General features: G+C 58.8%; 18 protein-coding genes. 7 read left to right on the forward strand and 11 right to left on the reverse strand.

Annotated elements, in window-relative coordinates:
• Positions 1–242 precede the first annotated feature (242 nt).
• The 3 genes from H6F75_RS09575 to H6F75_RS09585 are packed head-to-tail and all read right to left on the reverse strand — an operon-like array spanning position 243 to position 7,954.
• Complete coding sequence (locus H6F75_RS09575) at positions 243–476, reverse strand: hypothetical protein (protein WP_190751550.1); 234 nt, start codon at positions 474–476, stop codon at positions 243–245.
• Positions 469–6,588 (reverse strand): hypothetical protein, encoded by a 6,120-nt coding sequence (locus tag H6F75_RS09580; RefSeq protein ID WP_190751552.1) that lies wholly within the window; start codon positions 6,586–6,588, stop codon positions 469–471. Before H6F75_RS09580 ends, H6F75_RS09575 begins: the two co-directional genes overlap by 8 nt.
• On the reverse strand, positions 6,581–7,954 hold the full coding sequence (locus H6F75_RS09585; protein WP_190751554.1) for an AAA family ATPase: 1,374 nt from the start codon (positions 7,952–7,954) through the stop codon (positions 6,581–6,583). The genes H6F75_RS09580 and H6F75_RS09585 overlap by 8 nt, the downstream gene beginning before the upstream one ends.
• A gap of 308 nt (positions 7,955–8,262) precedes the next feature.
• Between H6F75_RS09585 and H6F75_RS09590 the strand changes: the two genes are divergently transcribed.
• Positions 8,263–8,625, forward strand: coding sequence for a nuclear transport factor 2 family protein (locus H6F75_RS09590; protein ID WP_190751556.1), 363 nt, complete (start codon positions 8,263–8,265; stop codon positions 8,623–8,625).
• A gap of 131 nt (positions 8,626–8,756) precedes the next feature.
• Here the strand turns inward: H6F75_RS09590 and H6F75_RS09595 are convergent, their stop codons facing one another.
• Both H6F75_RS09595 and H6F75_RS09600 read right to left on the reverse strand, forming a co-directional pair.
• Entirely contained in the window at positions 8,757–9,122 is a 366-nt protein-coding gene (locus H6F75_RS09595) for a hypothetical protein (protein ID WP_190751558.1), read from the reverse strand.
• A gap of 137 nt (positions 9,123–9,259) precedes the next feature.
• Positions 9,260–10,885: a glycosyltransferase family 39 protein gene (locus tag H6F75_RS09600; protein ID WP_190751560.1), complete on the reverse strand. Its 1,626-nt coding sequence runs from the start codon at positions 10,883–10,885 to the stop codon at positions 9,260–9,262.
• Positions 10,886–10,997: 112 nt separating this feature from the next.
• On the opposite strand from H6F75_RS09600, the gene H6F75_RS09605 reads away from it, so the two are divergent.
• Positions 10,998–11,795, forward strand: a complete 798-nt coding sequence (locus H6F75_RS09605) for a methyltransferase domain-containing protein (protein WP_242019852.1) — start codon at positions 10,998–11,000, stop codon at positions 11,793–11,795.
• A gap of 31 nt (positions 11,796–11,826) precedes the next feature.
• Here H6F75_RS09605 and H6F75_RS09610 read toward each other — a convergent pair whose 3' ends face one another.
• Positions 11,827–13,986: an S-layer homology domain-containing protein gene (locus tag H6F75_RS09610; protein WP_190751562.1), complete on the reverse strand. Its 2,160-nt coding sequence runs from the start codon at positions 13,984–13,986 to the stop codon at positions 11,827–11,829.
• Positions 13,987–14,075: 89 nt separating this feature from the next.
• On the opposite strand from H6F75_RS09610, the gene H6F75_RS09615 reads away from it, so the two are divergent.
• From H6F75_RS09615 to H6F75_RS28985, 3 genes are all read left to right on the forward strand, one after another.
• Positions 14,076–14,426, forward strand: coding sequence for a hypothetical protein (locus H6F75_RS09615; protein ID WP_190751564.1), 351 nt, complete (start codon positions 14,076–14,078; stop codon positions 14,424–14,426).
• Between the two features lie 80 nt (positions 14,427–14,506).
• Positions 14,507–14,842 carry a YtxH domain-containing protein gene (locus H6F75_RS09620; protein ID WP_190751566.1) on the forward strand — a complete coding sequence of 112 codons (336 nt, stop codon included), beginning with the start codon at positions 14,507–14,509 and terminating at the stop codon, positions 14,840–14,842.
• An 11-nt stretch (positions 14,843–14,853) separates the two neighbouring features.
• Positions 14,854–15,558: a DUF948 domain-containing protein gene (locus tag H6F75_RS28985; RefSeq protein WP_190751568.1), complete on the forward strand. Its 705-nt coding sequence runs from the start codon at positions 14,854–14,856 to the stop codon at positions 15,556–15,558.
• Positions 15,559–15,735: 177 nt separating this feature from the next.
• On the opposite strand, the gene H6F75_RS09630 is transcribed toward H6F75_RS28985, so the two are convergent.
• Positions 15,736–17,388, reverse strand: a complete 1,653-nt coding sequence (locus H6F75_RS09630; RefSeq protein ID WP_190751570.1) for a Ppx/GppA phosphatase family protein — start codon at positions 17,386–17,388, stop codon at positions 15,736–15,738.
• A gap of 277 nt (positions 17,389–17,665) precedes the next feature.
• On the opposite strand from H6F75_RS09630, the gene H6F75_RS09635 reads away from it, so the two are divergent.
• Positions 17,666–19,072, forward strand: a complete 1,407-nt coding sequence (locus H6F75_RS09635) for an FAD-dependent oxidoreductase (RefSeq protein WP_190751573.1) — start codon at positions 17,666–17,668, stop codon at positions 19,070–19,072.
• Positions 19,073–19,119: 47 nt separating this feature from the next.
• Here H6F75_RS09635 and H6F75_RS09640 read toward each other — a convergent pair whose 3' ends face one another.
• The 3 genes from H6F75_RS09640 to H6F75_RS09650 all read right to left on the reverse strand — a co-directional run bounded on the left by H6F75_RS09640 (position 19,120) and on the right by H6F75_RS09650 (position 22,181).
• Entirely contained in the window at positions 19,120–19,905 is a 786-nt protein-coding gene (locus H6F75_RS09640) for a thermonuclease family protein (protein ID WP_347710632.1), read from the reverse strand.
• 457 nt (positions 19,906–20,362) lie between these two features.
• The gene (locus H6F75_RS09645) at positions 20,363–20,773 is read right to left on the reverse strand and encodes a fasciclin domain-containing protein (RefSeq protein WP_190751577.1); all 411 of its coding nucleotides are present in this window, start codon (positions 20,771–20,773) and stop codon (positions 20,363–20,365) included.
• A 112-nt stretch (positions 20,774–20,885) separates the two neighbouring features.
• Positions 20,886–22,181, reverse strand: a complete 1,296-nt coding sequence (locus H6F75_RS09650) for a CO2 hydration protein (RefSeq protein ID WP_190751579.1) — start codon at positions 22,179–22,181, stop codon at positions 20,886–20,888.
• Positions 22,182–22,300: 119 nt separating this feature from the next.
• Here H6F75_RS09650 and H6F75_RS09655 point away from each other — a divergent pair, with 119 nt between their 5' ends.
• Positions 22,301–22,729, forward strand: a complete 429-nt coding sequence (locus tag H6F75_RS09655) for an NUDIX hydrolase (protein WP_190751581.1) — start codon at positions 22,301–22,303, stop codon at positions 22,727–22,729.
• A 35-nt stretch (positions 22,730–22,764) separates the two neighbouring features.
• Here the strand turns inward: H6F75_RS09655 and H6F75_RS09660 are convergent, their stop codons facing one another.
• Complete coding sequence (locus tag H6F75_RS09660; protein ID WP_190751583.1) at positions 22,765–24,330, reverse strand: NADH-quinone oxidoreductase subunit M; 1,566 nt, start codon at positions 24,328–24,330, stop codon at positions 22,765–22,767.
• Positions 24,331–24,402: the final 72 nt, after the last annotated feature.

The raw sequence follows: 24,402 nt of genomic DNA on the forward strand, positions 1-24,402 counted from the left end.
GGTTGGTTAAAAAGCCGAATTCGAAAGCTCCTTCCCCATGACGATGGCTTGCGCGCTGCCATGGAGTCAATCCTTAAGCAAGCCGTGTCCTAACCTAACCGGCTTTAGCTATATCTAATGAGCAAGGGTGGGGGAAGTTGACCTTCTCTCACCCTTGCTGCTGGGCTGAATTTTAAGGAACAGTAGCTTTTTCCCTTTGGGAGACGCAAAACGAACGACTCTGCTCAACTGTCCTTTTGGCGTTACGCAGCCAGTTTGGGTTTGCGGATAGGGCGCTTGCGATCGCTCTTTCGCACACCCCCAGCCATTTCGTATTCGTCGCTGTCTTTGCCGTAGCGGGTGGCGACGCTAAGCAAAATGCGTTCGGAGTAGTCGCGCATAACGAGTTCGGCTTCTTTGACGGCATTGCCTGCGTTAAAATGCCGCCCCTGGCACAGATGACGGTAGAGCATTTTGGAAGATAAGTGATTACTCATCCTCACGGGGTGGAATGCCACATAGGGCACGGTCTTCGTTGCTGATATCGGGGTTATGAGTTAGATAAGGGGTCAGACGCTGACAGGCAGCGGCTAATAGCTCATCAATGCGATCGAGGGTGTAAACAGGCCAAAGCTTAACTACGCCTTTGTCCCGTAAACGATCAGCCTCCAAGGCAACGGCAATGTACCGCCAGTCATCGCGCAGGGTGCTGTAGCCTTCATACTGAGCAATTTGTTGGCCATTTGAGGCCCAGATGCGGCTGGTACCGTCGTCCCCGCTTGTGGCAATCTGCGTCCCATCCGGACTGAACACTACCTGCCCGACAGAGCCCTGATGGCCTTCCATCAGCGCCACCTGAGTCCCTGATAAGTCCCACAGCCGTGCCGTGCCGTCGTCCCCGCTCGTGGCAATCTGTGTCCCATCCGGGCTGAACACCACCTGCCCGACATAGCCCTCATGGCCTTTCATCAGCGCCACCTGATTCCCCGACAAGTCCCACAGCCGCGCCGTGCCGTCGGTCCCACCCGTGGCGATCTGCATCCCATCTGCACTGAACACTACCTGCCCGACATAGCCTTCATGGCCTTTCATCAGCGCCACCTGATTCCCCGACAAGTCCCACAGTCGTGCCGTGCCGTCGGTCCCACCCGTGGCAATTTGCGTCCCATCCGGACTAAACACCACCTGCCCGACACTTCCTTGACGACCTTCTATCAGCGCCACCTGATTCCCCGACAAGTCCCACAGCCGTACTGTACCGTCGACCCCACTCGTGACAATCTGCGTCCCATCCGGACTGAACACCACTTGCCAAACACCTCTCTGATGGCCTTCCATCAGCGCCACCTGATTCCCCGATAAGTCCCACAGCCGTGCCGTACCATCAGCCCCACCTGTGGCGATCTGTGCGCCATCCGGACTGAACACCACTTGCCCGATATAGCCTTCATGGCCTTTCATCAGCGCCACCTGATTCCCCGACAAGTCCCACAGCCGTGCCGTGCCGTCGTCCCCGCGCGTGGCGATCTGCGTCCCATCCGGACTAAACACCAGCTGCCCAACGGAGCCCTGATGGCCTTCCATCAGCGCCACTTGATTCCCCGACAAGTCCCACAGCCGTGCTGTGCCATCGTTCCCGCGCGTGGCGATCTGCGTCCCATCCGGACTAAACACCACCTGCTCGACAGAGCCCTGATGGCCTTCCATCAGCGCCACTTGATTCCCCGACAAGTCCCATAGCCGTGCTGTGCCATCAGCCCCATGCGTGGCAATCTGTGTCCCATCCGAGCTGAACACCACCTGCCCGACAGAGCCCTGATGGCCTTCCATCAGCGCCACTTGATTCCCCGACAAGTCCCATAGCCGTGCCGTGCCATCAGCCCCGCCCGTGGCAATTTGCGTTCCATCCGAGCTGAATACCACCTGCCCGACAGAGCCCTGGTGGCCTTTCATCAGCGCCATCTGATTCCCCGATAAGTCCCACAGCCGTGCCGTACCGTCGGCCCCACTCGTGGCGATCTGCGTTTCATCCGGACTGAATACTACCTGCCAGACAGGGCCCTTATGACCTGTCAGAACAGTAGAGGTGTTTTCAATATTAATTGCAATTTCATAGCTACCGATAGCACCCTCAACATAAGTGGTTGCTACTATCTGGTAAGAGCCATCAGCAGGCAATGAATAAACAAGGAGCGAATTGGAATTGAATCCACTATCGTCATCACTTGTTAAAACATTGCCTTCAGCATCGACTAAATATAAATACGTATCGAAGTCATCACTCTTTAAAGATACTGAGATGACCTGGTCTTTTTTTCCTTCAAAGGTATGAGTTGAGAAGTAAGTACCTCTATTCGGAAAGACATTGAATTCATTGGTTAATTCTTTTGCTTCTGTGAGCAGTATGTCACTCCTGAATGTTCTCATGTCAGACCAAGTTAATAACCTCACAGAACCACTGCCGTTTGCCAGAACAATATAGTCTTGTAAGGGGCTTAAAGAAATTGACGAAACACCAACAATGCTGGTAATTTCATTTCCTTGCAAGTCCCACAGCCGTGCCGTGCCGTCGTCCCCGCTCGTGGCAATCTGTGTCCCATCCGGGCTAAACACCACCTGCCCGACATAGCCCTCATGGCCTTTCATCAGCGCCACCTGATTCCCCGACAAGTCCCACAATCGTGCCGTGCCGTCGTCCCCGCTCGTGGCAATCTGTGTCCCATCCGGACTGAACACCACTTGCCCGATATAGCCCTCATGGCCTTTCATCAGCGCCACCTGATTCCCCGACAAGTCCCACAGCCGTGCCGTGCCGTCGTCCCCGCTCGTGGCAATCTGCGTCCCATCCGGACTAAACACCACTTGCCCGATATAGCCCTCATGGCCTTTCATCAGCGCCACCTGATTCCCTGCTAAATCCCACAGTCGTGCCGTGCCGTCAACCCCGCTCGTGGCAATCTGCGTCCCATCCGGACTGAACACTACCTGCCCGACGGAGCCCTGATGACCTTCCATCAGCGCCACCTGATTCCCTACCAAGTCCCACAGTCGTGCCGTGCCGTCAACCCCGCTCGTGGCAATCTGCGTCCCATCCGGGCTGAACACCACTTGCCCGATATAGCCCTCATGACCAGTAAGTCGAGTTTCCCGAATTTGATTCAAGCTGGTTTGCAACGCCAGTAGCGGGTTGTAGGCCAAATAAGCAAGTCCCTCAGTTCTAATAAAAGTGTTCACCTCATTAGTCGCCTTAAAAGCCGCTAAAAGAGTCTCTGTTTCACGAAACCGAAATGTTTGAGCCGCCGTTATTCCGGCTCGTTCTAGAGTAGTCACTCGCCTGACCAGGGTAGCTTCGTAGCGGGCTCTTTCTTGTTCCATAAGGGCGATGGCTCTGGCCTCTTGGGCTACTGCTAAATCTGCCTTAGCCTGCACGCTGGCAACTTTAGCAGCAGCTACCTGAGCCTCAGCATTTCGAATGGCAGCTTGAGCGACCTGCTGCTCTTGTTTAGCCCTCTGGTCAATATCTGACAGTTGGGCCAGGGCGGCTTCAACTTCCTGCTGTGCTTCGGCTTCCCGTTGGACGGCTCGGCGATCGGCTACTCCTTCTTGTAGGGTAGCCATACCCACTTGATACACAGCCCGCATTACATTCAGGTCAGCCTCTTTTTCCTTTTTTGTCGCTTTCCCTTGAATTTCGATTGTCTGAGCCCTTGCAGATCTTGCCTGCAGGGTAGAGGTAATGGCTGTGCCTCCGGCCAGTGCTGCTACGGCTGCCGCTGCTACCACCGTACCTGCTAACACCCGTCTTGCTCGTCTATTCTTTTGTTGCAGGTCGTCCTGCTCAGCCCTCATAAGTGCAAGGTTTGCCCCAAGATTTTCATTACTCTCGGCTAATTCTGCTTTTTGCTGTTCTAACCGTCGCCGCTGCCGCTTTTCTTCCTCCAACTCGGCCAGCAGCGCCTCAAGCTGAGGCTGCTGCTGGTGGTGAATAAACGCCGCCAAATAGTCATGCACCAGCTGGTAGCGATCCTCCGGCGCTTCGGGCAGCTGCACCACCAACCCCGACTCCGTCAGCACCTGCAGCACCAGCCCAAAGGGGGCCACATCCATCGCCGCCTGAGCCGTCAACGCCTGCAACTCATTGGCCAGTTCAGACCTAGTTTTGCGCGGGCGCGTGCCCTTATCATCCGTTAGCAGATATAGCACCAGGTTCGCCAACTGCTGGTGGGCCACCGGGCCGCAATCTCGCACCACATCGTTCAGGTACTGCTGCACTAGGGCCGCTTTAATGTTCGCCCCGGTATGGAGCCATCCTTGGTAATCCGCTAGCGTCGCAATTCCCTCCGCTTGTAGCTGAGAGCCCACAATTTGCAGCTCAATCGGGCGCACTTCCCCCGCCTCTGCCGCCAGGTCGGCCACCACCCGCTCCACTAAATCGGAAGCAGGGGCGTATGGGGTGAGGTGGGTCAAATCGTTGATTACGCCTCTGGCATCGTCAGGGCTAAAGTTGCCCAGGTAGTAGAGCCACTTTTTATCGAGAATGTTGTTGTCAATAATTGCCAGGTCCGTCAGGCGGTTGCACTCCAGCAGGTAGTGGGTATAGTCTTCGCGCAGCGACAGCACTACCTTAATAAACGGCATCGTCAAACAGTCGCGCAAAAAGTTATAAAAGCGCAGACGCTCCGCTGGCTGATCGCAGGCAAAAAAGAACTCCTCAAACTGGTCAAAAATAAGGATGATAACCCTATTAACTTGAGTCTGCTGACGCAATAGATTTAACAACAGGGTCTCTAAGTCAGCGACCTTCTCCCCTGCCGGTTCGGCTAGAGCAGCTGGCCTTGGCATAGCGCCCAGCACTTCCTCCACCCAATTGCCATAGCTTCGCAGCCGCACGGGCACCACCTGCCGCCCCCCAAACCGCTGCTGCTCTAGAGTTGGCACCAGCCCCGCCTCAATCAGCGAGCTTTTGCCCACCCCCGATGGCCCATAGACTACGGTAAGCACAAATTCATCCTGCTCCAGCCGGGTGATTAACCGGCTCACATCCTGCCTGCGGCCCGAGGCCATAATCAAATCGGGGCCGCGATCGCCTGTGGGCAGCGCCGGGTTAGTAATCTGCTGCTTGGGCTGTAACCGCCCCGCCCCTACAAACGCCCGAAAGTTAAACCGGCTCTCGATCGCCTCTTTCTCTCGCCGCGTCTCAAACGCTTGTAGGTAGTGGCCCTGCTCAAAATAGCCCTGGCGCAGATACTCCAGCGTTTGGCTGTAGAGCAACGGGTCATACTCCGGCTGAGTAATGCGCTGCACCTGCTCCAGCGTTTGCACCGCCGCATCCACCTGCCCCTGGCCCATTTGGGCCTTGCCCAGCGAAAACACATACCAACTGCGATGAAAGCTATTCACCCAAGCGTAGAAATCGCGATCTGCCGTCGAGGTTGCGGCACTGCTGTCAGCCAACGGCTGAATCAAAGCCAGAGCAGCTTCGGCATGGCGCTGGGCTTCAATATTGTTCTTATGGGCCAAGTCAACTTCTGCCAAAAAGCCCTCGGCCCGGGCCTGCCGAATTGGGTCGACCTGGGCCTGGTGCAGCAACCGAGCCCTAGCAGCAACGGTCTCTAGATCGTCCCATGCTTCCAGGCGGTGCAAGGCTTCGGCCCAGTAGTTGATGTAGCGAGCCACGAAGTCTGGCCGCTGAGCGCTTTCAAAGGTTTGTACGGCCTGCTCGAAGTAGCGGCACGCCTGTTGGCAGGCCGATTCGAACTCGCGGCGGTGGCGCACCGAGTAGTTACGCCACCACAGGCCCAGATAAAACTGCCCGTGGCCGATCTTCTCCTGCCATTGGGCAACTGCCTCAGCACCAGGGTTTTGCTCAACCAATGCCTGCCACTGAGCCAGGCTGTGTTCATAGTGCTCGCGGGCCGTTGGGGTGTTGTTATCGGCAATGCGGCCCTGCACAAAGGCCAGCCCCGCTGACTGCTCTGGGGTAAGGGCCATACCCTGCACCGCCAGCACCTCCAGGCTAGTTTCTAGCTCGCGGCAGCGGGCCGAGCCAGGGGTAAGGCCCAGCTCCTGGTTACTGAGAAAGCGGTTTTCCCGCGATTCCACCACCTGCTGCCAGACATCGGCAATCAGCTCGTTTAAAAAAGCAAGAAAAAACTCGGGCGGCGTGGCAAAAGTAACCGAGTTCGCCCAGGTGTAGAAGTCTGGGGCCGTGCGAATCAGCTGCTTAAGGTTGTCGTCAGTAAGCCACAGCACCAGGGGAAACGGAAACTGGCGAAACTCTTCACGAATTTGGTTGGTGGCGGTGAGCAGATGGCGCTGGTCATGCACCCCATCCAGGCCGTAGACCATTAGGGCCTCGGGAGGTGGGCTACCGATAGCGCTGCGAATGGTGGTGAATAGGGTAGTAGTGCTTGACTCAAGGGTGATTTCGGCAAAGGCAACGCTGCACTGCTGCCGCAGCTGTTGCACCAACCCCTGCCGCTGCCGCGACGAGTTGCACACCGCCAAAATCAGCTCAAACTCCCCCTGCGAAAACCGCAGCAGGCGGCAAAGCTCCTCCAGCGCTTGCTGGTTGTGGCGATCCATCTCCAGGGTAGAAACGTCAGGCATTGGGCGTGAGTTCCTTAGCAGCCAGTAGCACGGGGTTGAGGTCAAACCAGGTTTGCCCAGCATCCCGATATTCAAACACAAACAAACTGCGCAGCAGGGCCTGATATTCACCCTCGCCCCGCACCGCCTTGGTGCGATGCACCTCCTGCAACAGACCCCATTCTTCGACCTCGATCGCCTTGCTCAGTTCGCCCAACCGCAAGCTAATTACCTGGTCAAGCAGAGCCTGGGTGAGCGGCGGGTCGGCCTTTCTAAGGCAGTTGTTGATTAACACTAGCAAATTTCGCACATGGCCACCGCTGGCCAAACACAGGCGATCGAGGGTTTCAGTCGAGTCAAAGATTTGCCCCAGCTGATCCAGCCGCTGGTCGGCAGGCACCTCCGGAAAGGCGCGGGCCAAAATCATCTGGCGCAGAGCGTCTAAACCCGGTTCGCAGGCGCTACCGTCGCGGTTTTGGGTGCGCACCATCGGCAGCACCTGAGGGCTAGCCCCAAACCGATTGGTCAGGTTCTCCTTTTCGTTAGAAAACGACAGCACCAGGGGAATGGTGTAAATCACATGGCAGCGCAACTGCTTGAGCTGGTCGCCCCGGTCCACAAACAGGTACTCGGGCTGACGGCGGTCCTGCACCCGAGGCTTGTTGTCGATGCGATCGAGGTTATCGACAATCACCACCAGCCCAGCCTTGCCCTGGTCGATCAGCTGCCGATTAGCGGTGTCAATCAGCTCGCCATTGATGATGTCAAGAATGGTCTTGATGCGCGGCTCCAGGTGCTGGCGCAGCAGAGCGCGTACGTCTTTGCTGTCTTTAGCCTTGGTGGTAATTTCGCCAATGCCAAGGGAGAGCGAATAGGTGCCATCCGCAGCGCTGATACCCAGGTCGCCACCGACTTTGATACCGCCAATTTCAGGTCCTTTAACTTTTAGCCCTGTGACCTCAGAGTTGAGCAGATCGGCGGTGCTCTTGATTAGCTGTTGAAAGCGGCTGGGAGTTAAACGCAGCTGGGCATCCTCTAGGCTTTTGCTGACCTGTTTGGCGATCGCCAGCAAAATATCGCTGATGTCCACATCCCCCATGTCTAAATCGTCGGTCGACTCAAAGTAGACCACATGGTAGCCCGCTGCCTCTAGATCGCCCTGTAGACGAGAGAGTTCTGTCGATTTGCCACAGCCAATGTGGCCGGTAAACAACTGACAGGTGGGCTCCTCCCCCGACAGAGTAATGGTGCGCTTCAGCTCTTTTACCAGATCGCTGCCCCGCACCGCCGAGAAGTCGATGTAGTACTGTTTGTCGGCGGGGGAGGTGAGGTTGAGGGTTTTGCTGGGGTTACAAGCCCGAAAAAACCGCCCTGCATCAAATGCCATAGGTTTGCCAATGCCCCGTTGATACCGCTAACTGCCCAAACTATGGCGTATTTTCTAAAAATAGCGATGGAAGTCGCTGAAAATTTAACGGACGCGGGGAACACGGCCTTTTTTGGTAGCGTGAACTACTAGAAAAGGTAGGGCGATCGCAGCAGTTAACTAACGCATTGGGCACATCAGTACTTGCCTATACTGGCAGTACTGGCTAGAGATTAGAGCAGCACTGGCCAAGGGATAAATCGGCATCAGCCCCTTAGAAAGCAGGTGAAGCAACAGGTGCCATTGCATACTTACCTGGGTAAACGACTATGGAACCGCGAGATCTCATCAAGGCTTGGGTTGATACATTCAACCGCCGCGATGTGGAAGGCCTAGTAGCCTTCTACAGCGACGATGCCATTAACCATCAAGTGGCCGAAGCACCCGTTGTCGGTCGCCACGCCATTCGAGCTATGTTTGCGGCGGCGTTTGCCCAGGCCGACATGGTCTGTATCGTTGAGCAAATTTTTCAGGATGGAGAGTGGGCCATTCTCGAATGGCGCGACCCCTTAGGTCTGCGAGGCTGCGGCTTTTTTCATATTCTGGACGGCAAAATTGTCTTTCAGCGCGGTTATTGGGACAAGCTGACATTTTTGCGTCTCAATGGATTGCCCCTGCCGGATGCACCCTAACCGAGGGAAAGGCACCACTCATACACAAGGGATTCAGTGGGGATTCCCCAAAACGAGAGGGCAGGAGCGATCGCCCCTGCCCTCTATGATTTCCTCAGATACTCTCCTGGAAATTTAACCTCTACTTTTACCTAAAAGCCGGCGTCCGACTCGGTCCAGGTAGCGCAGGGTTCGACGCTGCAGCTCGCCATCACCAACTCAATCAAGAAGTTGCCCTCGTAGGGGGCAACTACCCCAGGAACAGCGTCAACCAGCGTATCTGAGGCCACCAGTTCACCCGACTGAGCGTCGTAGAGAAACATGTCGAGGTCGCTACAGTCGTCGTCGCAGCTGGCAAACACAGCCTCATCGGCCAGCAGGTAGCCTTCATAGGTAATGGTTTCGCCAGTGCTCAGCCAGTCTGAGCGAGACTGAGCCTGGGCAATGGTTGCTGTAGTTGCAATCGCGATCGCCCCCAGGGCTACCGTTGCCGTCATCGTCACTCCAAACTTAGCCATACTTAGTGCTCCAAGGTTAATAAGGATGAGGCCAACGCCCGGCTCGTGACCAGCGATTGACCTTAACCACTAGACTGCCTCTAGTGGTATTTAATACAACACTAAGTTTTGCCAGCTCTACGGAGACTTTAAAAATGTTAAGGAAGCTGCACTAGCGCCCAGTCGCGCACCTGGCCCAGGCGCACTGTCTCGGCGGGCAGCGCACCTAAGTCAGGGACGGCGACCCAGGCGTAGCTGCCCGGTGTTAGGGTCTGCCAGTTGTCAGTAGCGCTGCCGGGCTGGGGTGTGTAAAAGGTTAGCAGCACCATATCTTCCTCAGCGGGGCTGACGGTTTTGAAGATGCCATGGATAGGGTTGTTGGCCACAATCTCCTGGAGGGGTGGCGTGGTCAGTGCCAGCTTAATGTCGGGGTTGTAGTTGCCCCACAGGCCGGTGGCGTAGAGCAGGGCGATCGCCCCCCACGGCCCCAGCAGCCACCCCCCCTGCCATAGGGCAGCGGTCTCAGCCCGCTGGTGTCGGGGGTAGCGCCAGTAAACGGCTAGCGGCACTAGCCACCCCAGCCCCGCCGCGATCGCCACCAGTCCATAGCGCCACAGCCCCGCCACCGGGAACCACTGGGGTTGCAGCAGGGCCACGCCCCCTGCGATGACCAGTACAACACCAATACTAGCCAGGAGAGTGGTTAACCCTGCTACCAGACGAGGACGGTGATGCGATCGATAAAATGCGCCTAGGGTCGTCAGGGTCAGCGCCGCCAGCAGGGCAACAAAGGGTAGCAGCTGAAGCGGGTAGTACCAGGTGCGAGTTTTAAACAGGGCCAGCAGGGTAAATAGCACCAGCGGATACCCTAGCCACAGCGCTTTGCGCGGGTAGGGCGACTGCCATCCCAGCCACACTCCCGGCACCGCCAGCAACGGCCAGGGAAAGGCATTGAGGGGAATATTCCAAAAATAGTAGAGCGGGCCGACATTGTGAAAGTCTTCCTGGGCCAGGTTGGTCAGCAGGCCAAAGGTACGCTCGAGGGGCAATGAGCCATAGCGCTGCACGCTGAGAGCCAGCCAGGCGATCGCGGGCACCATTCCCACCACCAGGCCCAGATAAAGCGCCGGATTCAGCAGATGGCGGTGGCGGCGATGCTCCAGCACCAGGTATGGCCCCAGGGCCATCACCACCGGAATCACCATAATGCTTTTGAGCATGAAGCCCAGGCCCACGGTGCTGCCTGCCAGCAGCCCCCAGCCCCAACGCCTGTGGGGCTGCGCCTCCGCCTGAAGTAAGGCCCAGATGCCCAGCAGTTCTAGCGCGGTCAGCGGCACGTCTTGAGTAGCCAGCCGCGAGGCCTGCATCCAGATCGGGGTAGCAGCGAGAATTGCTGCACCCCACAGAGCAATTTGGGGCGTCAAACACCGCAGGCCGATCCCGTAGGTCAGCATCACCGCCCCCCAACTGGCGATCGCCCCCGGCAGCCGCGCCGACCATTCACTCACCCCAAACAGCTGGTAGGAGGCCGCGATCAGCCACTGAATGCCCATCATGCGATCGTGCACTGGGGCACCCCACCACTGCTGGGTAACCCAGTTGCCAGTTTCCACAATCCACCGAGCCTGCTGGGCATACAGGCCCTCGTCGTGGGGCATCAGGCTTTGCAACGGGCTGCGCAATAACAGCAACAGGCCCACCCACAGACTTAGCACCAGGTAGGGCGCAAAGGAGGATTTGCCAAGGCTAAACCGCCGGGTGGTCAGGCTGGAGGACAAGGGCATGGAGAGTTTCGACCTCGGGGTCAGACAATTTCATCACCCTACTATAGACGGCGGCCTTGAGAGAGCCAGGTGCTACCGGTAGCCAGCCGCTTTTTCGCGGGAATGAGCGCCTATGATGGTGCCTAGATCCAAGCTCAAGGGAGAGGCAAGCGAAGCAATGGCGGCGGGAAGCATTGATCGACACAACCAAGAAATTCTCAAAAATGCCGAAGCCTGGCATCAAAAGCCAGCTCTACGGGCCATCTACAAAACGTTTCACCAAACCATTGCCAACTACCTGGCCCCGCTGCCCCAGCCCACCGTCGAGCTAGGTTCCGGCGTTGCCGATATTCAGCGGGTGATCCCCGGCTGTATCCGCACCGATATCTTCCCCAACCCCTGGATTGATCGAGTTGAGAACGCCTACGCCCTTTCCTTTGCCTCCGGCAGCCTGTCGAACCTGGTGCTCTTTGATGTGTTTCACCACCTGCGCTATCCCGGCACTGCCTTCCAAGAATTCAATCGCGTGCTGGCCCCCGGTGGCCGAGTGATTTTGTTTGAGCCCTGCGTCAGCCTGCTGGGTCTGCTAGTCTACGGCGCCCTCCACCCCGAACCCCTAGCCCTCAACCAGCCCATTCAGTGGTACGCGCCCCCCGCCTGGAATCCAAGCCAAATTGACTACTATGCCGCCCAGGGCAACGCCAGCCGCCTGTTTCTCACAGCCAAAATCCCCCCAGACTTGAACGGATTTCGAATCGTCACGACCCAGCGCTACGCCGCCATCTCCTACGTCGCCTCCGGCGGCTACTCCAAACCCCAACTCTACCCCACCGCCTGGCTGCCACTAATGACGACGCTCGATCGCCTCTGCAACCACCTCCCTCAAATCTTCGCCACCCGCCTGCTCATAGTCCTAGAAAAAGTCACCTAACCCACCCATCCACCCCCTACCCATCCACCCCCTACGCCCGCACAATAAACGGATTGTCAATCCTCGACGCCCGCAGCTGTAGCACCAGCGCTTGATACACCGCCGCACAGACATCGGCGCGGCTGGCCACTCGGTTGGGGTGGAGCTGAGCAATGTCAGGCACGTTGACCACTAAACCGAGTTGCGTGGCCTTGGCGATCGCATTCACCGCATAGTCGGGAATAGTAGTGCGATCGCGGTAGCGCTCCAGCAGCCTTAAATTGCCAGGCTGGTTGGGCAGCACGGCCAACCCCGACACTAACGCCACCCACACCTGGGCCCGCAGCAATGAATTGTCTGGCCCAAAGGTCTGATCGGGGAACCCCGAGAGAAACCCGCCCCGATAGGCCGTTTGAATGGCACCGGCCGCCCAGTGGCCCGAGGGCACATCACGAAACAGTTGGGCGGGTCGGCGGGGAGCTGGGGCAAAGGCGCGGCTCATCAACGCAGCGAACTGGGCCCGGCTCATGGGTTGGGCAGGGTTAAAGCGGCCAGCCTCATCTCCCTGCACCAGGCCGAGATTTAATAAGCCCTGAATAAAGTCCAGCGCCCAATGGGTTTGAATATCGGGAAATGATCCTTGAGCCATGGCAGCGGGGGGGATAGCGACGGTAGTTAAGGGTGGGGCCTTGCCCTGAGCCACCAGCCCCTGGTAGATCAGAACGGCAACCTCGGCGCGGGTCATGGTTTCTAGGGGCCGCAGCAGCTCCGGGTCGGGGTGGTTGACCACCAGGCCAGACCGGGTGGCGCTGGCCAGAGCATCGATCGCATAGCTAGGAATCTGGGCGCGATCGCGGTACACCCCCAGCCCGCTGGCGGGGGTCGGGGGCAGCTTCAGCCCGGTAGCCAGCGCTACTATCGCCTGCACTCGCACCATGCCCTGGTTAGGGCGGAAGGTTTGATCGGGGTAGCCGTTCAAAAAACCTTTGCGCTGGGCTTGGTCGATGGCGCTGGCGGCCCAGTGGGTTGGCGGCACATCCACAAAGGTGATAGCTCCCCGCACCGGGTCGAGGTTGCTGTAGCTGGCAGCTACCAGCGCCGCAAACTGGCCCCGATTGATCGTTTCCTGGGGGCGATAGGTGCCGTTACCGTAGCCCTTCACCAGACCGCGATCGGCCAGAGCCTCAATGTAGGGCGTGGCCCAGTGGCTGCCCAGGTCAGTAAAGCGGCTGGGCACTGGCACGGCTGGAGCTAGGGGCCCGTCCGACGGCGTGGGGGGTGAGGGTTGGGGGGGCGCAGGGGAAACGGCGGGGCGATCGAGCAGCACCGGGGGTACGGCGGCGGGGTCAGGCCACTGGCTCGCCACCAGATTGACCATCCCCACCAGTCCCGTGGGGATCACATCGTTACCCACCAGCGTCAGCCCTGGTTGGGTGTCGTTACGCAGATCGCTCTGGCGGTTGTAGCGCAGAATGTTGCCCGCTGGGTCATCGGGCTGGCCTAGGTCGGGGCGACCGGTGTCTTGCACCACCAGTCCAGCAGTTTGGTTTTGCACCAGCCGATTTTGCCGCAGCACTGGGCTAGCAGCCCCGGCGATCTGCACCCCGACCTGATTGTTTGAGCACTGACAGCCGCGAATTAGGGGAGCAGCGTTTTGCCCCAGATAAATGCCGGTGCCGCAGCGCTCTAGGGTGCAGTCTTGCACCTCGCCCCGAGATTGCTCGACAAAGCTGAAGCCGCGATCGCCGCAGTCATCCACCCCTGTTTTGGCTACTAGGGGACGGCTTGCCCCCGCGACCTGAAGCCCTACCTTACACTGGCTGAGGCGGCAGGCTCGCACCAGAGGCGCGCCCCCATCCATTAAAATGCCGATGCCCTGGGGGTTTTGCACCGTCACCCCCCGCAGCTGGCCCTGGCCCTGAATAATCAACCCCACCGAGGTTGCTCCTGGCCCCGGCCCACCGCCTGCGATCGCAATCCCCTGGCCCTGGGTCGATTCCTGGCCGGCAACCATCACTCCGTCCGGCACCGTGATGGGGAAGCGTTCGCCCGTAGCGGCACTATAGGTGCCGGGGGCGAGTTTGATCAGCGTGTTGCCCTGGGCAGCACCGAGGGCGATCGTCAGGGTTTTGTAGGGCAGGTGAGGACGGCCCGAGGGTTCATCAATCCCACGGTTGGGATCCACATCGAGGGTTTTAGCAATGGTATCCAACGGGGAGATCTCCTAACGGCAGCAGGAAATACGGCGGTTGGCCCAGAATGTCGTTATGATTTAGCCAGTTAAAGGATAGGGCGAAAGTTGTGATTGCGGTTGCCGTTAGCCTAAATCTAGTCATTGCGCTGTTTTGCTTCTACGTGGCCTGGCGGGTATGGCAGTTGAGCAAAAGCTTAGGGGCCGTGGCCGACGCGCTGACGGCCTGGGAGCGCAATACCCACAACACCCTCAATCCGATTGTTGTTCCTCCCGCTATTTTGCGCGGCCAGGCAGGCACGGTCTACCTCCGGCAGCGCTACAGCTTACTCCAGCTACAGCTTCAACGCCTGCAACAGCTCATGGCCATGGTGGGTCTGCTGCCCCAGGCCAGCCGTTGGCTGGGAATGGGCCGCCGGTTCAGCCCCAGGGCCAACGTGGCTTCTGCTAAAAGGCGGTAGGATTGCCTTAGCCCCAGCGAGTCAAGCGATTGGGGCAGAGGATTGGGGTAACGGTCTGGCAACCACAGGATAAACACATTATGGGCGAGAAACAGTCAGGGGGGTTTGTTGGCGGAGTACTGCTAGGAGCCGCGATCGGCGCAGTGGCAGGGCTATTGGTGGCCCCCCGCACCGGGCGCGAAACCCGACGCATTCTCAAAAAATCTGCCGATGCCCTGCCTGAGCTGGTCGAAGACTTGGCCACCAGCGTCAATCTCCAGGCCGATCGCCTGTCGGAAACTGCCCTAGTCAACTGGGATCACACCCTGACTCGGCTGCGGGCGGCGATCGCCGCCGGTCAAGAGGCCAGCCGCCAAGAATATGAGCAGCTTCGCCAATCCGCACCCGTGGCCAGCAACGGGTCTACCCAGGAGTAGGAGCACCCATTTTGGCCGACCCGCTGTTTTGGCTAGCTCTATCATTTTTGCTGGTTGTCATCAGTTTGACGGCGGTGTTGATGGTGGCCATACCGGCCATGCGCGAGCTGGGTCGCGCCGCCCGCAGTGCTGAAAAATTCTTTGATACCCTGGGTCGAGAGCTGCCCCCCACCCTAGAAGCCATTCGTCTCACGGGGCTAGAAATTGTGGAGCTCACCGACGATGTCACCGAGGGCGTACAGAGTGCTGGCCAGGTAGTGCAGCAGGTCAACCAGAGTATTGCCACCGCCCAGACCGGAGCCAAACGCCTCAACACCGGCACCAAAACGTTTATGGCCGGAGCCCGCGCCGCCTGGCAAGCCTGGACGAAAGAGCCATCGCCTCAGCCGCCGCCCCGCCGCCCCGCCAAATCAGCCCAGACGCCCCAACCCGCCATTCAGCCTGGCGATCGCGCCCCCCTGCCCAACCCAGACCACCGATTGATAGAGCTTGAGGACAGCCGCAGAGAACACCAGAGCGATGGCACGGTCTCTCCGGAGGGGAATCGCGCGCTTCCTGGCAACCTGGATGCCCCGCTTCCCCAGCTCGAAGAAACCACCCTTCACGCACTTCCCGAGGCTGGGCTAGAGGTCACCCCTACCGCCGACTCTCCCGAGCTATTGCCCAGTCGATCTCCTCAGCAAGCCCAACGCCGTCCCAGCGCCGAGCCAGACTAAGGGCCGCCAAACTAGGACTTTATCAAGCTGCCTGTAACAGGCTCAACAGCCTAGGATTCAAGGTTTAAGGTGTCGGGTTTAGGACCTGCCTTGAACCCGACACCTTAAACCCTGAACCCCCATTAACCTGTCACCTTGGCTGGGTAGACTACTAGGGCTTCTAACTATTGAAATGCCTCAACTGACCAGCTGAGCCGCCAGCTTCACCTCAAACACCTGCTCAAAGTAGGCCTTCTTATAGTCCAGATTCCACAGTTCTGAGGCGCAGTCATCGTTGGGGTTGGCGGCTTTGACCTCTATAGTCAGCAGGTGGGCGTCAGCGTCAAAGTTGCAGTGAATGCTCTCAACAGCCCCAATTCCGCGGCGATCGAGGGCCACCGCCAGGCGCAGCAGGGCGCTGAGGTGAGTAATCATCTGCCGGTGGTAGCGGGTGGGCAGATTGCGGTAATTCTCATGCTTCTTTTTGGGGGCGCTCTTGCGGTGGTAACGAGCGATGTTGGCGATTACCTCCAGCTCGGTTTCGGTATAGCCCAGCAGCTCGCCGTGGCGAATGAGATAGTAGGAATGCTTGTGGTGCGACGAGTGGCTAACAAAGTGGCCGCAGTTGTGCAGGATGGCGGCGGCCCAGAGCAGTTCTTTTTCTAAATTGCCCCAGGTGTGCAGACTGCCTCGGGTTTGCTCAAACAGATCCATGGCAAACTGGGCCACCCGTCCGGAGCGATCGAGGTGCACCTTATATTTTTTAGCGGTTTTGAGAATGTTGCGCTGCCGCACCGACTTTTGAAACTGCATGCGGTCTTCGATCAGACCGTGGGTGAGCATCCAGTCGACAACCACCCCCTCTCGCAGGGCACGCTCACAGATCGTGATGCTGTCAGCGTTGAGGAGCCCCATAGTTTCTTGCAAGATCACCGCTCCCGCTACGACAATCTCGGCGCGGCGCGGCGACATTTCGGGCAGGGCCAGCCGTTCGGCGTAGGTAGCCTGGCGCAGGGTTTCAACCAGCTGTGAGATCTCGTCGTAGCTCATCTGAAACCCGTTGAGAGGGTTGGGCACCAGGCCCAGTCGCTCGGCGGCAATGACCGCCGCTAGACACTCAATGGTGCCCGAGGTCCCCATCAGCTGCATCGGCTCGTCGTCTTTGAGATGGTGCTTAAGCTTGGTGGTATTGGGTTCTACCATGCCCCGCACGTAGGCTCGCAGAGAGCTGAACTCAGCATCTGAAATGGGGTCAGTGGTGACAAATTGGGCCGTGAGCCGCACCGCCCCCACCTTGGTGCTGCTGAGAAAGCGATGGGGTTCACCGGTGCCTAAAATCAGCTCAGTGGAGCCGCCGCCAATGTCGATGATGGCGTGGGGCTGGCCATCAAACTCTACGCCCGAGAGCACGCCCAGGTAAATGCGCCGCGCTTCTTCGGTGCCCGAGATCAGGTTGATGGCCAGGCCAACTTCTGTGTAAACCCGCTCAATAAATTCTTGGCCGTTGCTAGCCTCCCGCACGGCGCTGGTGGCCACCGCCACGATATCTTCGGCCTGGAGGCTGGTGGCGATCGCACAGCAGCGTTTTAGCGCCTTAATCGCCCGCTCTATGGCAGCTTCCGACAGCCCCCCCGTGGCTGCATTGAAGTCGCCCAAGCGCACGGTCTCTTTTTCGCGGTCAATGATGCTGAAAGCGGGCAGGTCAGGCTGAATTTTGACCACCACCATGTGGATCGAGTTGGTACCTACGTCGATGGCGGCCAAAACGCGATCGCTAGTAATTTCTGGCGGGGCAAAGTCAGAAAAATCAGTGATCGATGCGAACTCGCGGGTAGTGGTGGTGCCTGTCATAGTCGCCCATGCTGCGTTTGTTTCAAATCTTACCTGCCCCGCTGCAACCCATCAGGGCGGGGAAAAAACTTTACTGAGACTAAATAGAGGAGGTAGGGGAGGTGAGGAAGATGGAGGAGATAGGGAAGGTCGGGAACTAGAGAAATCCACAGAAGCCAACAAATCCTCACCCCCACTCCCTACCCCCTCACCTTCCTTACCCGCCTCATCTCCCTCACCTCCCGCTCCCCCCGCTAGCGCTGGCGCTAAACTCATGGGAACACGAAGTGGAGAGACCATGACCGTTGACTACGACGCAGTGATTCTCGGCGGCACGGTGCAGGGGCGCGAGGCCGCTGCCCTGGCGGCGCGGGAGGGTGCGCGGGTAGCCCTGGTTGAGCCTCCGGGTGAGGTGGAGCGGCAGGTTCGCCGGCAGATTGTGCTTACCAGCCTAGCTCAAGCTAGAACCTCTCAGAGCCAGACCTGGGAGTCGCTGAAATCTCAGATTGGAGCGCTAGAGGCGATCGCCTATCCCCACCTGAGTCTCGATGGCCTGGCTACCAGCGGTGTGGATGTAGTGCTAGAACCCGGCCAATTTAGCCCCCGGCCAAATTTAGCAGTGACGACGTTGACACGGCGACTGCGATCGCGCGGCTACCTCCTTACCCCCAATACCGCGATTGCCGTCCCCGATATTCCTGGACTGGCCGAGACCCCTTACCTCACCCTCGACACATTGCTAGACTTGGCGGCACCGCCTGAGTCGGCGATCGTGCTGGGGCGGAGTGCGGCGGCGGTCGCCCTGGCCCAAGCCCTGGCTCAACTCGGTTGTCACACCACCCTAGTCACCCGAGGCGACCAGCTGCTCCCCACCGAGGACCCTGATATATCGGTTTTTGTGGAAGCGCTGCTAGAGGCGGCAGGGGTAACCCTCAAGCTCAACACTCGCTTAGACGCGATCCATTACAAGGATAGCTTTGAGGTCCCGCTGGCCGATGGTGACTTACTCAAGGCTCAAACCCTGGTGCTCGCTACCGCCTCCCACCCTGCCTTGGGGCCGCTCAACCTCAGCAGCATCGGCATTCACCCCCAACTAGTTCACGGCGTCGCCACCGCTCTACCGGTGAACGATCGCCTTGCCACCGCCCATCCCCGAGTGTTTGCCTGCGGCCCGGCCCTGGGCGGCTACTGGGCTGAGTCGACCGATCGCCAGGAGGTGGCGATCGCCCTGCACAATGCCCTTTACTTACCCTGGCGCAAGCTGTCTTTTTTGCATCGCCCAGCTCTGCTCCACACCGCGCCAGAATATGCGCGGATTGGGCTCACCGCTGACCAAGCCCGCTGCTGGTACGGCAGCGAAGCGACTGTGGTGCAGGTAGCTTTCGGCCAAATTCTTAAAACCCACTACGGTAGCGACATCACAGGCTTTTGCCGGTGGATAGTGCGGGCCGATGGGCAGCTGCTCGGTGCCCAGATTTGCGGCCCCGGAGCCAGCGAACTCACGCATACGGTAGCGCTGGCGATCGCCCAAAATATTTCGCTGCCGCAGCTCGATCGGGTGCCGACGCTATCCCCCAGCCAGGCGGAGATCATTCCCCTGATGGTGAGTGAGTGGCAGCGGCAGCGCTGGCAGCACGGCACCTGGCGACGCGACTGGGCCGAGAACTGGTTTAACTGGCGGCGATCGCGGCGACGGCGGTGGTAATGGGCAAGGTGGCGAAGATAAGGGGGTTGGGGAAGGTGGGGAAGGGTTTAGCGTAAACTTTCGCAGGCAACGCCGTCGTCATCGCCATCTAGACGATGGGGGTCGCCGGAAGAGGCGTTGAGCACGGCCTGAGCCTGTTCCCAGGTGGTGAAGTCGCCACAGTCGCAGTCACTAGAGACACAGGCAGGTGCGTTGGCCGAGTCCGCCGTCGGAGACGGGTTAACGGGGACTGGTACAACAGCCGGAGGTGGATTGGTCGGAGTTGGGGATGCCTCGCCCCGACGAAAATCCCAGGGCATGGTGGGGTTGGGCTGGCTCCAAAAGTTGCGCTCAGCATTGCGGGCGGCAGCTTCGGCCTGGCGGTAGTCATCAGCGGTGGCGGCGCAGCCAGAAATGTATTGTTCGTAGACGACGGCATACCCCTCACGCACCAGTTGCAGCCCAACTGATTCACCGCCGCTGTAGATTTCAGCCACGGTCCTGCCGTAGCGATCGCGCTCAATCGCCCGCACCTCCACCGGCTGCCCGGTTGAAATTACCTGCCGCAGCCGCAGCGTTGCCTCGGGGCCGAAGGCTTGACTGCTTTCAGGTGCATCCACACAGGCCAGACGAATAGTGACTGGGCCATCCTGCCCCTCCACACGCAGGGTATCGCCATCGCCCACAGAAACTACGGTTGCGGTGGGTAGGGTTTTAGCGGCGGCTTGGTGCGCGTCTTGAGCAGTGACGGCTGGTAAAGAATTTTGCTCACTGGCTGAAGCCTCGGCATTCTCTGTTTCGCTAAACGGGGCACCAATAGCCTCTACCTCAGGCAAGGCCGAGCACCCAGACACTAGTAACAGTCCTAAACTAGACAACCCCTCAATCAGGGTCGTCACATATCGACTTCGGGTTAGGGGCATCATTGGGGCCGGTTATGCGATCGCTAGTTTCACAAAGGATGTCACCCTCTATACCAAGGATACCTATCCCAGTGATGCAGTTCCGGCAAGAACGCACTCAATCTAGCCAGATCAGGAGACCGCGATTCGCGAAGCATAAAACCTACGGCATCCCAGAAACGGGAGCCGACCCGAAACGAGTATCCGTTCCAGAATCGCTTCCCTAGCCTAACCTCAGTTCGGGTTAGGCATAGTTAAGCGATGTTTCCCGGCAGCCCTCTCCCCCAGCCCCTCTCCCACGAGGAGAGGGGAGCCAGAAGCGCTCAAAGTCCCTCTCCCTAAGGGAGAGGGATTTAGGGAGAGGGCCACAACGATGCCGGGCTTATCCCGAACTCAGGTTAGCCTAGGTTTATCCCATCAACATGACGGTATCCAGCACGTGAATAATGCCGTTGTCGGCCTCAATATCGGCAGCGAGCACCGTGGCATTTTTCACCTCGAACGCCTCATCCTCAATGGGGCTATGGATGGGAATGGGCGCACCTTCGAGAGAATCCACGGTACCGAGTTTGATCAAGTCATCCTTGGTGTGTTTGCCCGCCACCACGTGAAACTTGAGAATGCGGCCCAGCTGGGGCGGATTCTGCACCAGGGTTTGCACCGTGCCGGGGGGCAGCTTGGCAAAGGCAGCATCATTCGGCGCAAAGACTGTGAACGGGCCAGGGCTTTGCAGCGCTTCGACCAACCCAGCAGCTTGAACAGCCGCAACCAGGGTGGAGAAGCCTTCGGTGTTGACAGCAATATCGACGATGGTAGGCATGGGGGTGGATGGGTAACAGGGTGGATGGGTAACAGGGTGGATGGGTAACAGGGTGGATGGGTGAGGGGGTGACGAGGACGCTGACTCATCCACCCATCCATCATCGACTCATCTACCGGTATTCCTGCCGCTGAACATCCCGCAACCGGGCTTCAGGGCGCACAAAGCGATCCATTTGGGCTTCGAAGAACTGGCGGTTGGCCATCAGGTGGCGAGGGTTTTGGTCATCTAGGGGGTAGAGCAGCGCTGCCCGCAGGGCTTGGATCACCGCTGAGGTGACGTTGTACATCGATCGCTGAAAGGTGATCCCCAGCTGAATCAGCATGTCGTCTTCACCGCGACAGTGCTGCTGGTAATACTCCAGCAGATAGGGCGGCAGGAAATGCAACATGTCCTGCATCAGCAGGGTGGGGGGAATGCCCGCGCTGCCCACGGGGAAAACATCGGCATAGAGAATGCCGTAGTGGAAATCGTTTTGATCCTGGGGCACCTGCCCAGCCTGGGCGTTATAGGATTTGGTGCCTCGGAAGGGGGCGGTGCGATAGAACACGGCTTCGACGTAGGGCAAAGCCGCTTCATACAGCCAGGTGAACCCACAGGATTTGGGAATCAGCTCAAAGCATTCGTCACCCACATAGACGTGGTGGTAGATGGGCCGACCGGCAACAGCAAAGATGCCGTTGACCAAAAAGTTCATGGCGTCGGGGACGCCTGCAAAGCCGCCTTCATCGTAGATGTCGCTCATCTCGAAGAAGACTGGGGCCATCACTTCCCAGAACAAGCCCAGATTGGAATAGTAGGAGAGTTCACGGCATTTTTCGTAGAACATCTCGGGGAAAAGCTTGTGCAGCCCCAGCATGGCCGGATTGCCCTTGAAATAGGCGCGAATGGCGCGATCGCACGCCGCCTTATATTCCTCGGTATATAAATAGTCGTTGAACCGCCCGCCCATATCCTGGTGCCAGAGCATAGCCCGCATGCAGGCTTCGGCAAACTCCATGTTGACGCGATCGTGCCACAGGTGGTGGAACAGTTTGGGCAGCTTGCGCTTCAGCTCGCCCTTTTCCATAAATTCCAGCAGCTCCGGGTGGGCCGTAGCTTCCCCTCGCCAAATCCGCAGATCGGCGGTGTCGCCCGCATAGTGGTTGGGCAGGTCAAGGTACTCCTGAGGCAAGAAGTACTTAAACGCCGGGATCGGATTCAAAAACACCCGCTCGGCAATGTAGAGCAGGTCGCGCCAGTAGAAATCCATCGGCACGGCATAGGCCTTGTAGATGCCGATGATCTGCATCAAGTTTTCCGGCGTGTCGGGCAGCATTGAGCCGCCGGCCTCCAGCCGGTGAACCACATCAGCGTGGGGGTGGGTGGAGGGGGGGATTAGGGTTTGGGGTTGGGTGAGGGTGGGCATAGGGGTGGATGGGTAGAGGGTGGATGGGTAGGAGAGTTATGAATGATGAGGAAGTAGGGTGGGCACTGCCCACCATCCAGACTGCTGTAGGCTAAATTCGTTCAACTAGGGATTTCACGATGGGCAAAAAAGCGCGAGTTCGGCCAATTTCGATCTGTTTGCTGCGGCGGGGCGACGAGATTTTGGTGCATGAGAGCTACGACTCAGTGAAAGAGCGGGGCTTTGCACGGCCTCTGGGAGGCGGTATTGATTTTGGGGAAACCAGCGCAGCGGCGGCGATTCGCGAAATCAAAGAGGAACTGGGAGCCGACATTGCTGGGGTGGAGCTGCTGGGCATCGTGGAAAACATCTTTGTCTACGAGGGCGAGCCGGGGCACGAAATCGTGTTTGTCTACGACGGGCGATTTGTGGATGAGTCGCTCTACGGTCAGGAGAGCTTAGATGTGGTGGAGGGAAAGCGGCAGTTTAAGGCGGTTTGGCGATCGCCCGCCGACCTCCGCGATGGCCCCCACCGCCTGGTTCCCGAACAGCTCTGGGATTTCCTCTGATTTCAACCGATCGCCGTTAGCCCATGGGCTCTGGGTCATGGCAGAGCGGGGAGGGTAGCGACGGGGAAGGCGATCGCGGCATCAGGTTGAACCTCATCGGGGATCTGCTGAATGACCTCATCGGCGACGACCTCAGTGGTCATGATCGGAATGTTAGCCACCATCAGGCTGGCCGTCGGTTCGCCCCACTTCACCAGCCAGTTGGGCTGAATGCCGAGGAAGAGAATCAGCCCCGCGAGAATATAGGCGGGCAGTTTTTCGGAGAAGGTGACCTTGGGGAAGTAGGCGATCGCATTGTCCAGCCGCCCAAAGCAGGTGCGGTTGAGCAAAATCACGAAGTACACCGCCGTCAGGCCCGTGCCAATTACCCCCAGCAGGGTCTGCACTGGGTAGGCCGCATAGCTGCCCTGGAACACCAGAAACTCGGTCACAAACCCCACTAAGCCAGGGATGCCGGCGCTGGCCATGCCCCCCAGCACCAGCAGGGAGCTGACCATGGGCAACCCCCGCACCGGGTTCATCAGCCCGTTCAACACATCCAGTTCGCGGGTGCCAACTTTGGTTTCGATCACCCCGACCAGGTGAAAGAGGATGGCCAGAATAATGCCGTGGGAAACCATTTGGCTAAGGGCTCCGGTCAGCGCCAGGTCAGTCATCGCCGCGCCGCCCAGCAGCACGTAGCCCATGTGACCGATCGAGCTGTAGGCCACCATGCGCTTGATATCTTTTTGGGCGATCGCCGTCACTGCCCCATAGAGCACGCTCACTGCCGCCCACCCCGCCAGGTAGGGCGAAAACTGCGCCCAGGCATCAGGGAACAGCCCTAGGCCGAAGCGAAATAGACCGTAGGTACCGAGCTTAGCCAGCACCCCGCCCAGCATCATCGCCACCGGAGTCGAGGCCGACACATAGGTATCGGGCAGCCAGGTGTGAAACGGCACCAGGGGAATTTTGATGCCAAAGGCCACCAGCAGCAGCCCCAGCAGCACTCCCTGCCACACCATCGGCAGGTCATGGCCCATCACCGCATAGTAGGTGAAGTCTTTAGCGCCGCTGAGCCAGACCGTGCCCAAAAATCCCGCCAGCATCAGCGCCCCAGACAGCGCTGTGTAGAGCAAAAACTTGGTGGCCGCATAGGCTTTCTTCTCACCGCCCCAGATGGCGATCAGCAGATACAGGGGCACCAGCTCAATTTCGTAGAGCAAGAAGAACAGCATCAGGTTCTGAGCCACAAAGGCCCCCGCCACGCCGCTGCTCACCAGCAGCATCAGGCTGTAAAAGAGTCGGGGTCGCTCAATGGTTGGATTACTGCTCCAAATGGCGATCCAGGTGATCAGGCTATTCAGCGCCACCATCAGCAGCGAGAGGCCATCCAGGCTGAGCTCATAGTTGAGCCCCAGGGCGGGCAGCCAAGGCAAAAATTCGTGGAACTGAAAGCCGCCAAAGGCCAGGTCGAACTGGGTAAACAGCCAAATGGTCCACAGCAGGGCGGCACCGGAGGCAAGCAGGGCACCGTTGCGGGCCTGCTGGCTGGGGAGGCCGGGCCAAAGGGAGATGGCGATCGCGCCGAGGAGGGGGATTAGGAGGAGGGGGGTGAGCATGGGAGTGGATGGGTAGGGGGTGGATGGGGAGATGGGGAGATGGGGAGATGGGGAGGATGGGGGAGATGGGGG

This window comes from Nodosilinea sp. FACHB-131, assembly GCF_014695395.1.
Lineage (GTDB): Bacteria > Cyanobacteriota > Cyanobacteriia > Phormidesmidales > Phormidesmidaceae > Nodosilinea.

What these genes read in the sequence shown, in the direction of transcription:
- H6F75_RS09575 (WP_190751550.1), bottom strand. Translation starts at nt 476, where the DNA reads ATGAGTAATCACTTATCTTCCAAAATGCTCTACCGTCATCTGTGCCAG.
- H6F75_RS09580 (WP_190751552.1), bottom strand. Translation starts at nt 6,588, where the DNA reads ATGCCTGACGTTTCTACCCTGGAGATGGATCGCCACAACCAGCAAGCG.
- H6F75_RS09585 (WP_190751554.1), bottom strand. Translation starts at nt 7,954, where the DNA reads ATGGCATTTGATGCAGGGCGGTTTTTTCGGGCTTGTAACCCCAGCAAA.
- H6F75_RS09590 (WP_190751556.1), top strand. Translation starts at nt 8,263, where the DNA reads ATGGAACCGCGAGATCTCATCAAGGCTTGGGTTGATACATTCAACCGC.
- H6F75_RS09595 (WP_190751558.1), bottom strand. Translation starts at nt 9,122, where the DNA reads ATGGCTAAGTTTGGAGTGACGATGACGGCAACGGTAGCCCTGGGGGCG.
- H6F75_RS09600 (WP_190751560.1), bottom strand. Translation starts at nt 10,885, where the DNA reads ATGCCCTTGTCCTCCAGCCTGACCACCCGGCGGTTTAGCCTTGGCAAA.
- H6F75_RS09605 (WP_242019852.1), top strand. Translation starts at nt 10,998, where the DNA reads ATGATGGTGCCTAGATCCAAGCTCAAGGGAGAGGCAAGCGAAGCAATG.
- H6F75_RS09620 (WP_190751566.1), top strand. Translation starts at nt 14,507, where the DNA reads ATGGGCGAGAAACAGTCAGGGGGGTTTGTTGGCGGAGTACTGCTAGGA.
- H6F75_RS09630 (WP_190751570.1), bottom strand. Translation starts at nt 17,388, where the DNA reads ATGACAGGCACCACCACTACCCGCGAGTTCGCATCGATCACTGATTTT.
- H6F75_RS09635 (WP_190751573.1), top strand. Translation starts at nt 17,666, where the DNA reads ATGACCGTTGACTACGACGCAGTGATTCTCGGCGGCACGGTGCAGGGG.
- H6F75_RS09645 (WP_190751577.1), bottom strand. Translation starts at nt 20,773, where the DNA reads ATGCCTACCATCGTCGATATTGCTGTCAACACCGAAGGCTTCTCCACC.
- H6F75_RS09650 (WP_190751579.1), bottom strand. Translation starts at nt 22,181, where the DNA reads ATGCCCACCCTCACCCAACCCCAAACCCTAATCCCCCCCTCCACCCAC.
- H6F75_RS09655 (WP_190751581.1), top strand. Translation starts at nt 22,301, where the DNA reads ATGGGCAAAAAAGCGCGAGTTCGGCCAATTTCGATCTGTTTGCTGCGG.
- H6F75_RS09660 (WP_190751583.1), bottom strand. Translation starts at nt 24,330, where the DNA reads ATGCTCACCCCCCTCCTCCTAATCCCCCTCCTCGGCGCGATCGCCATC.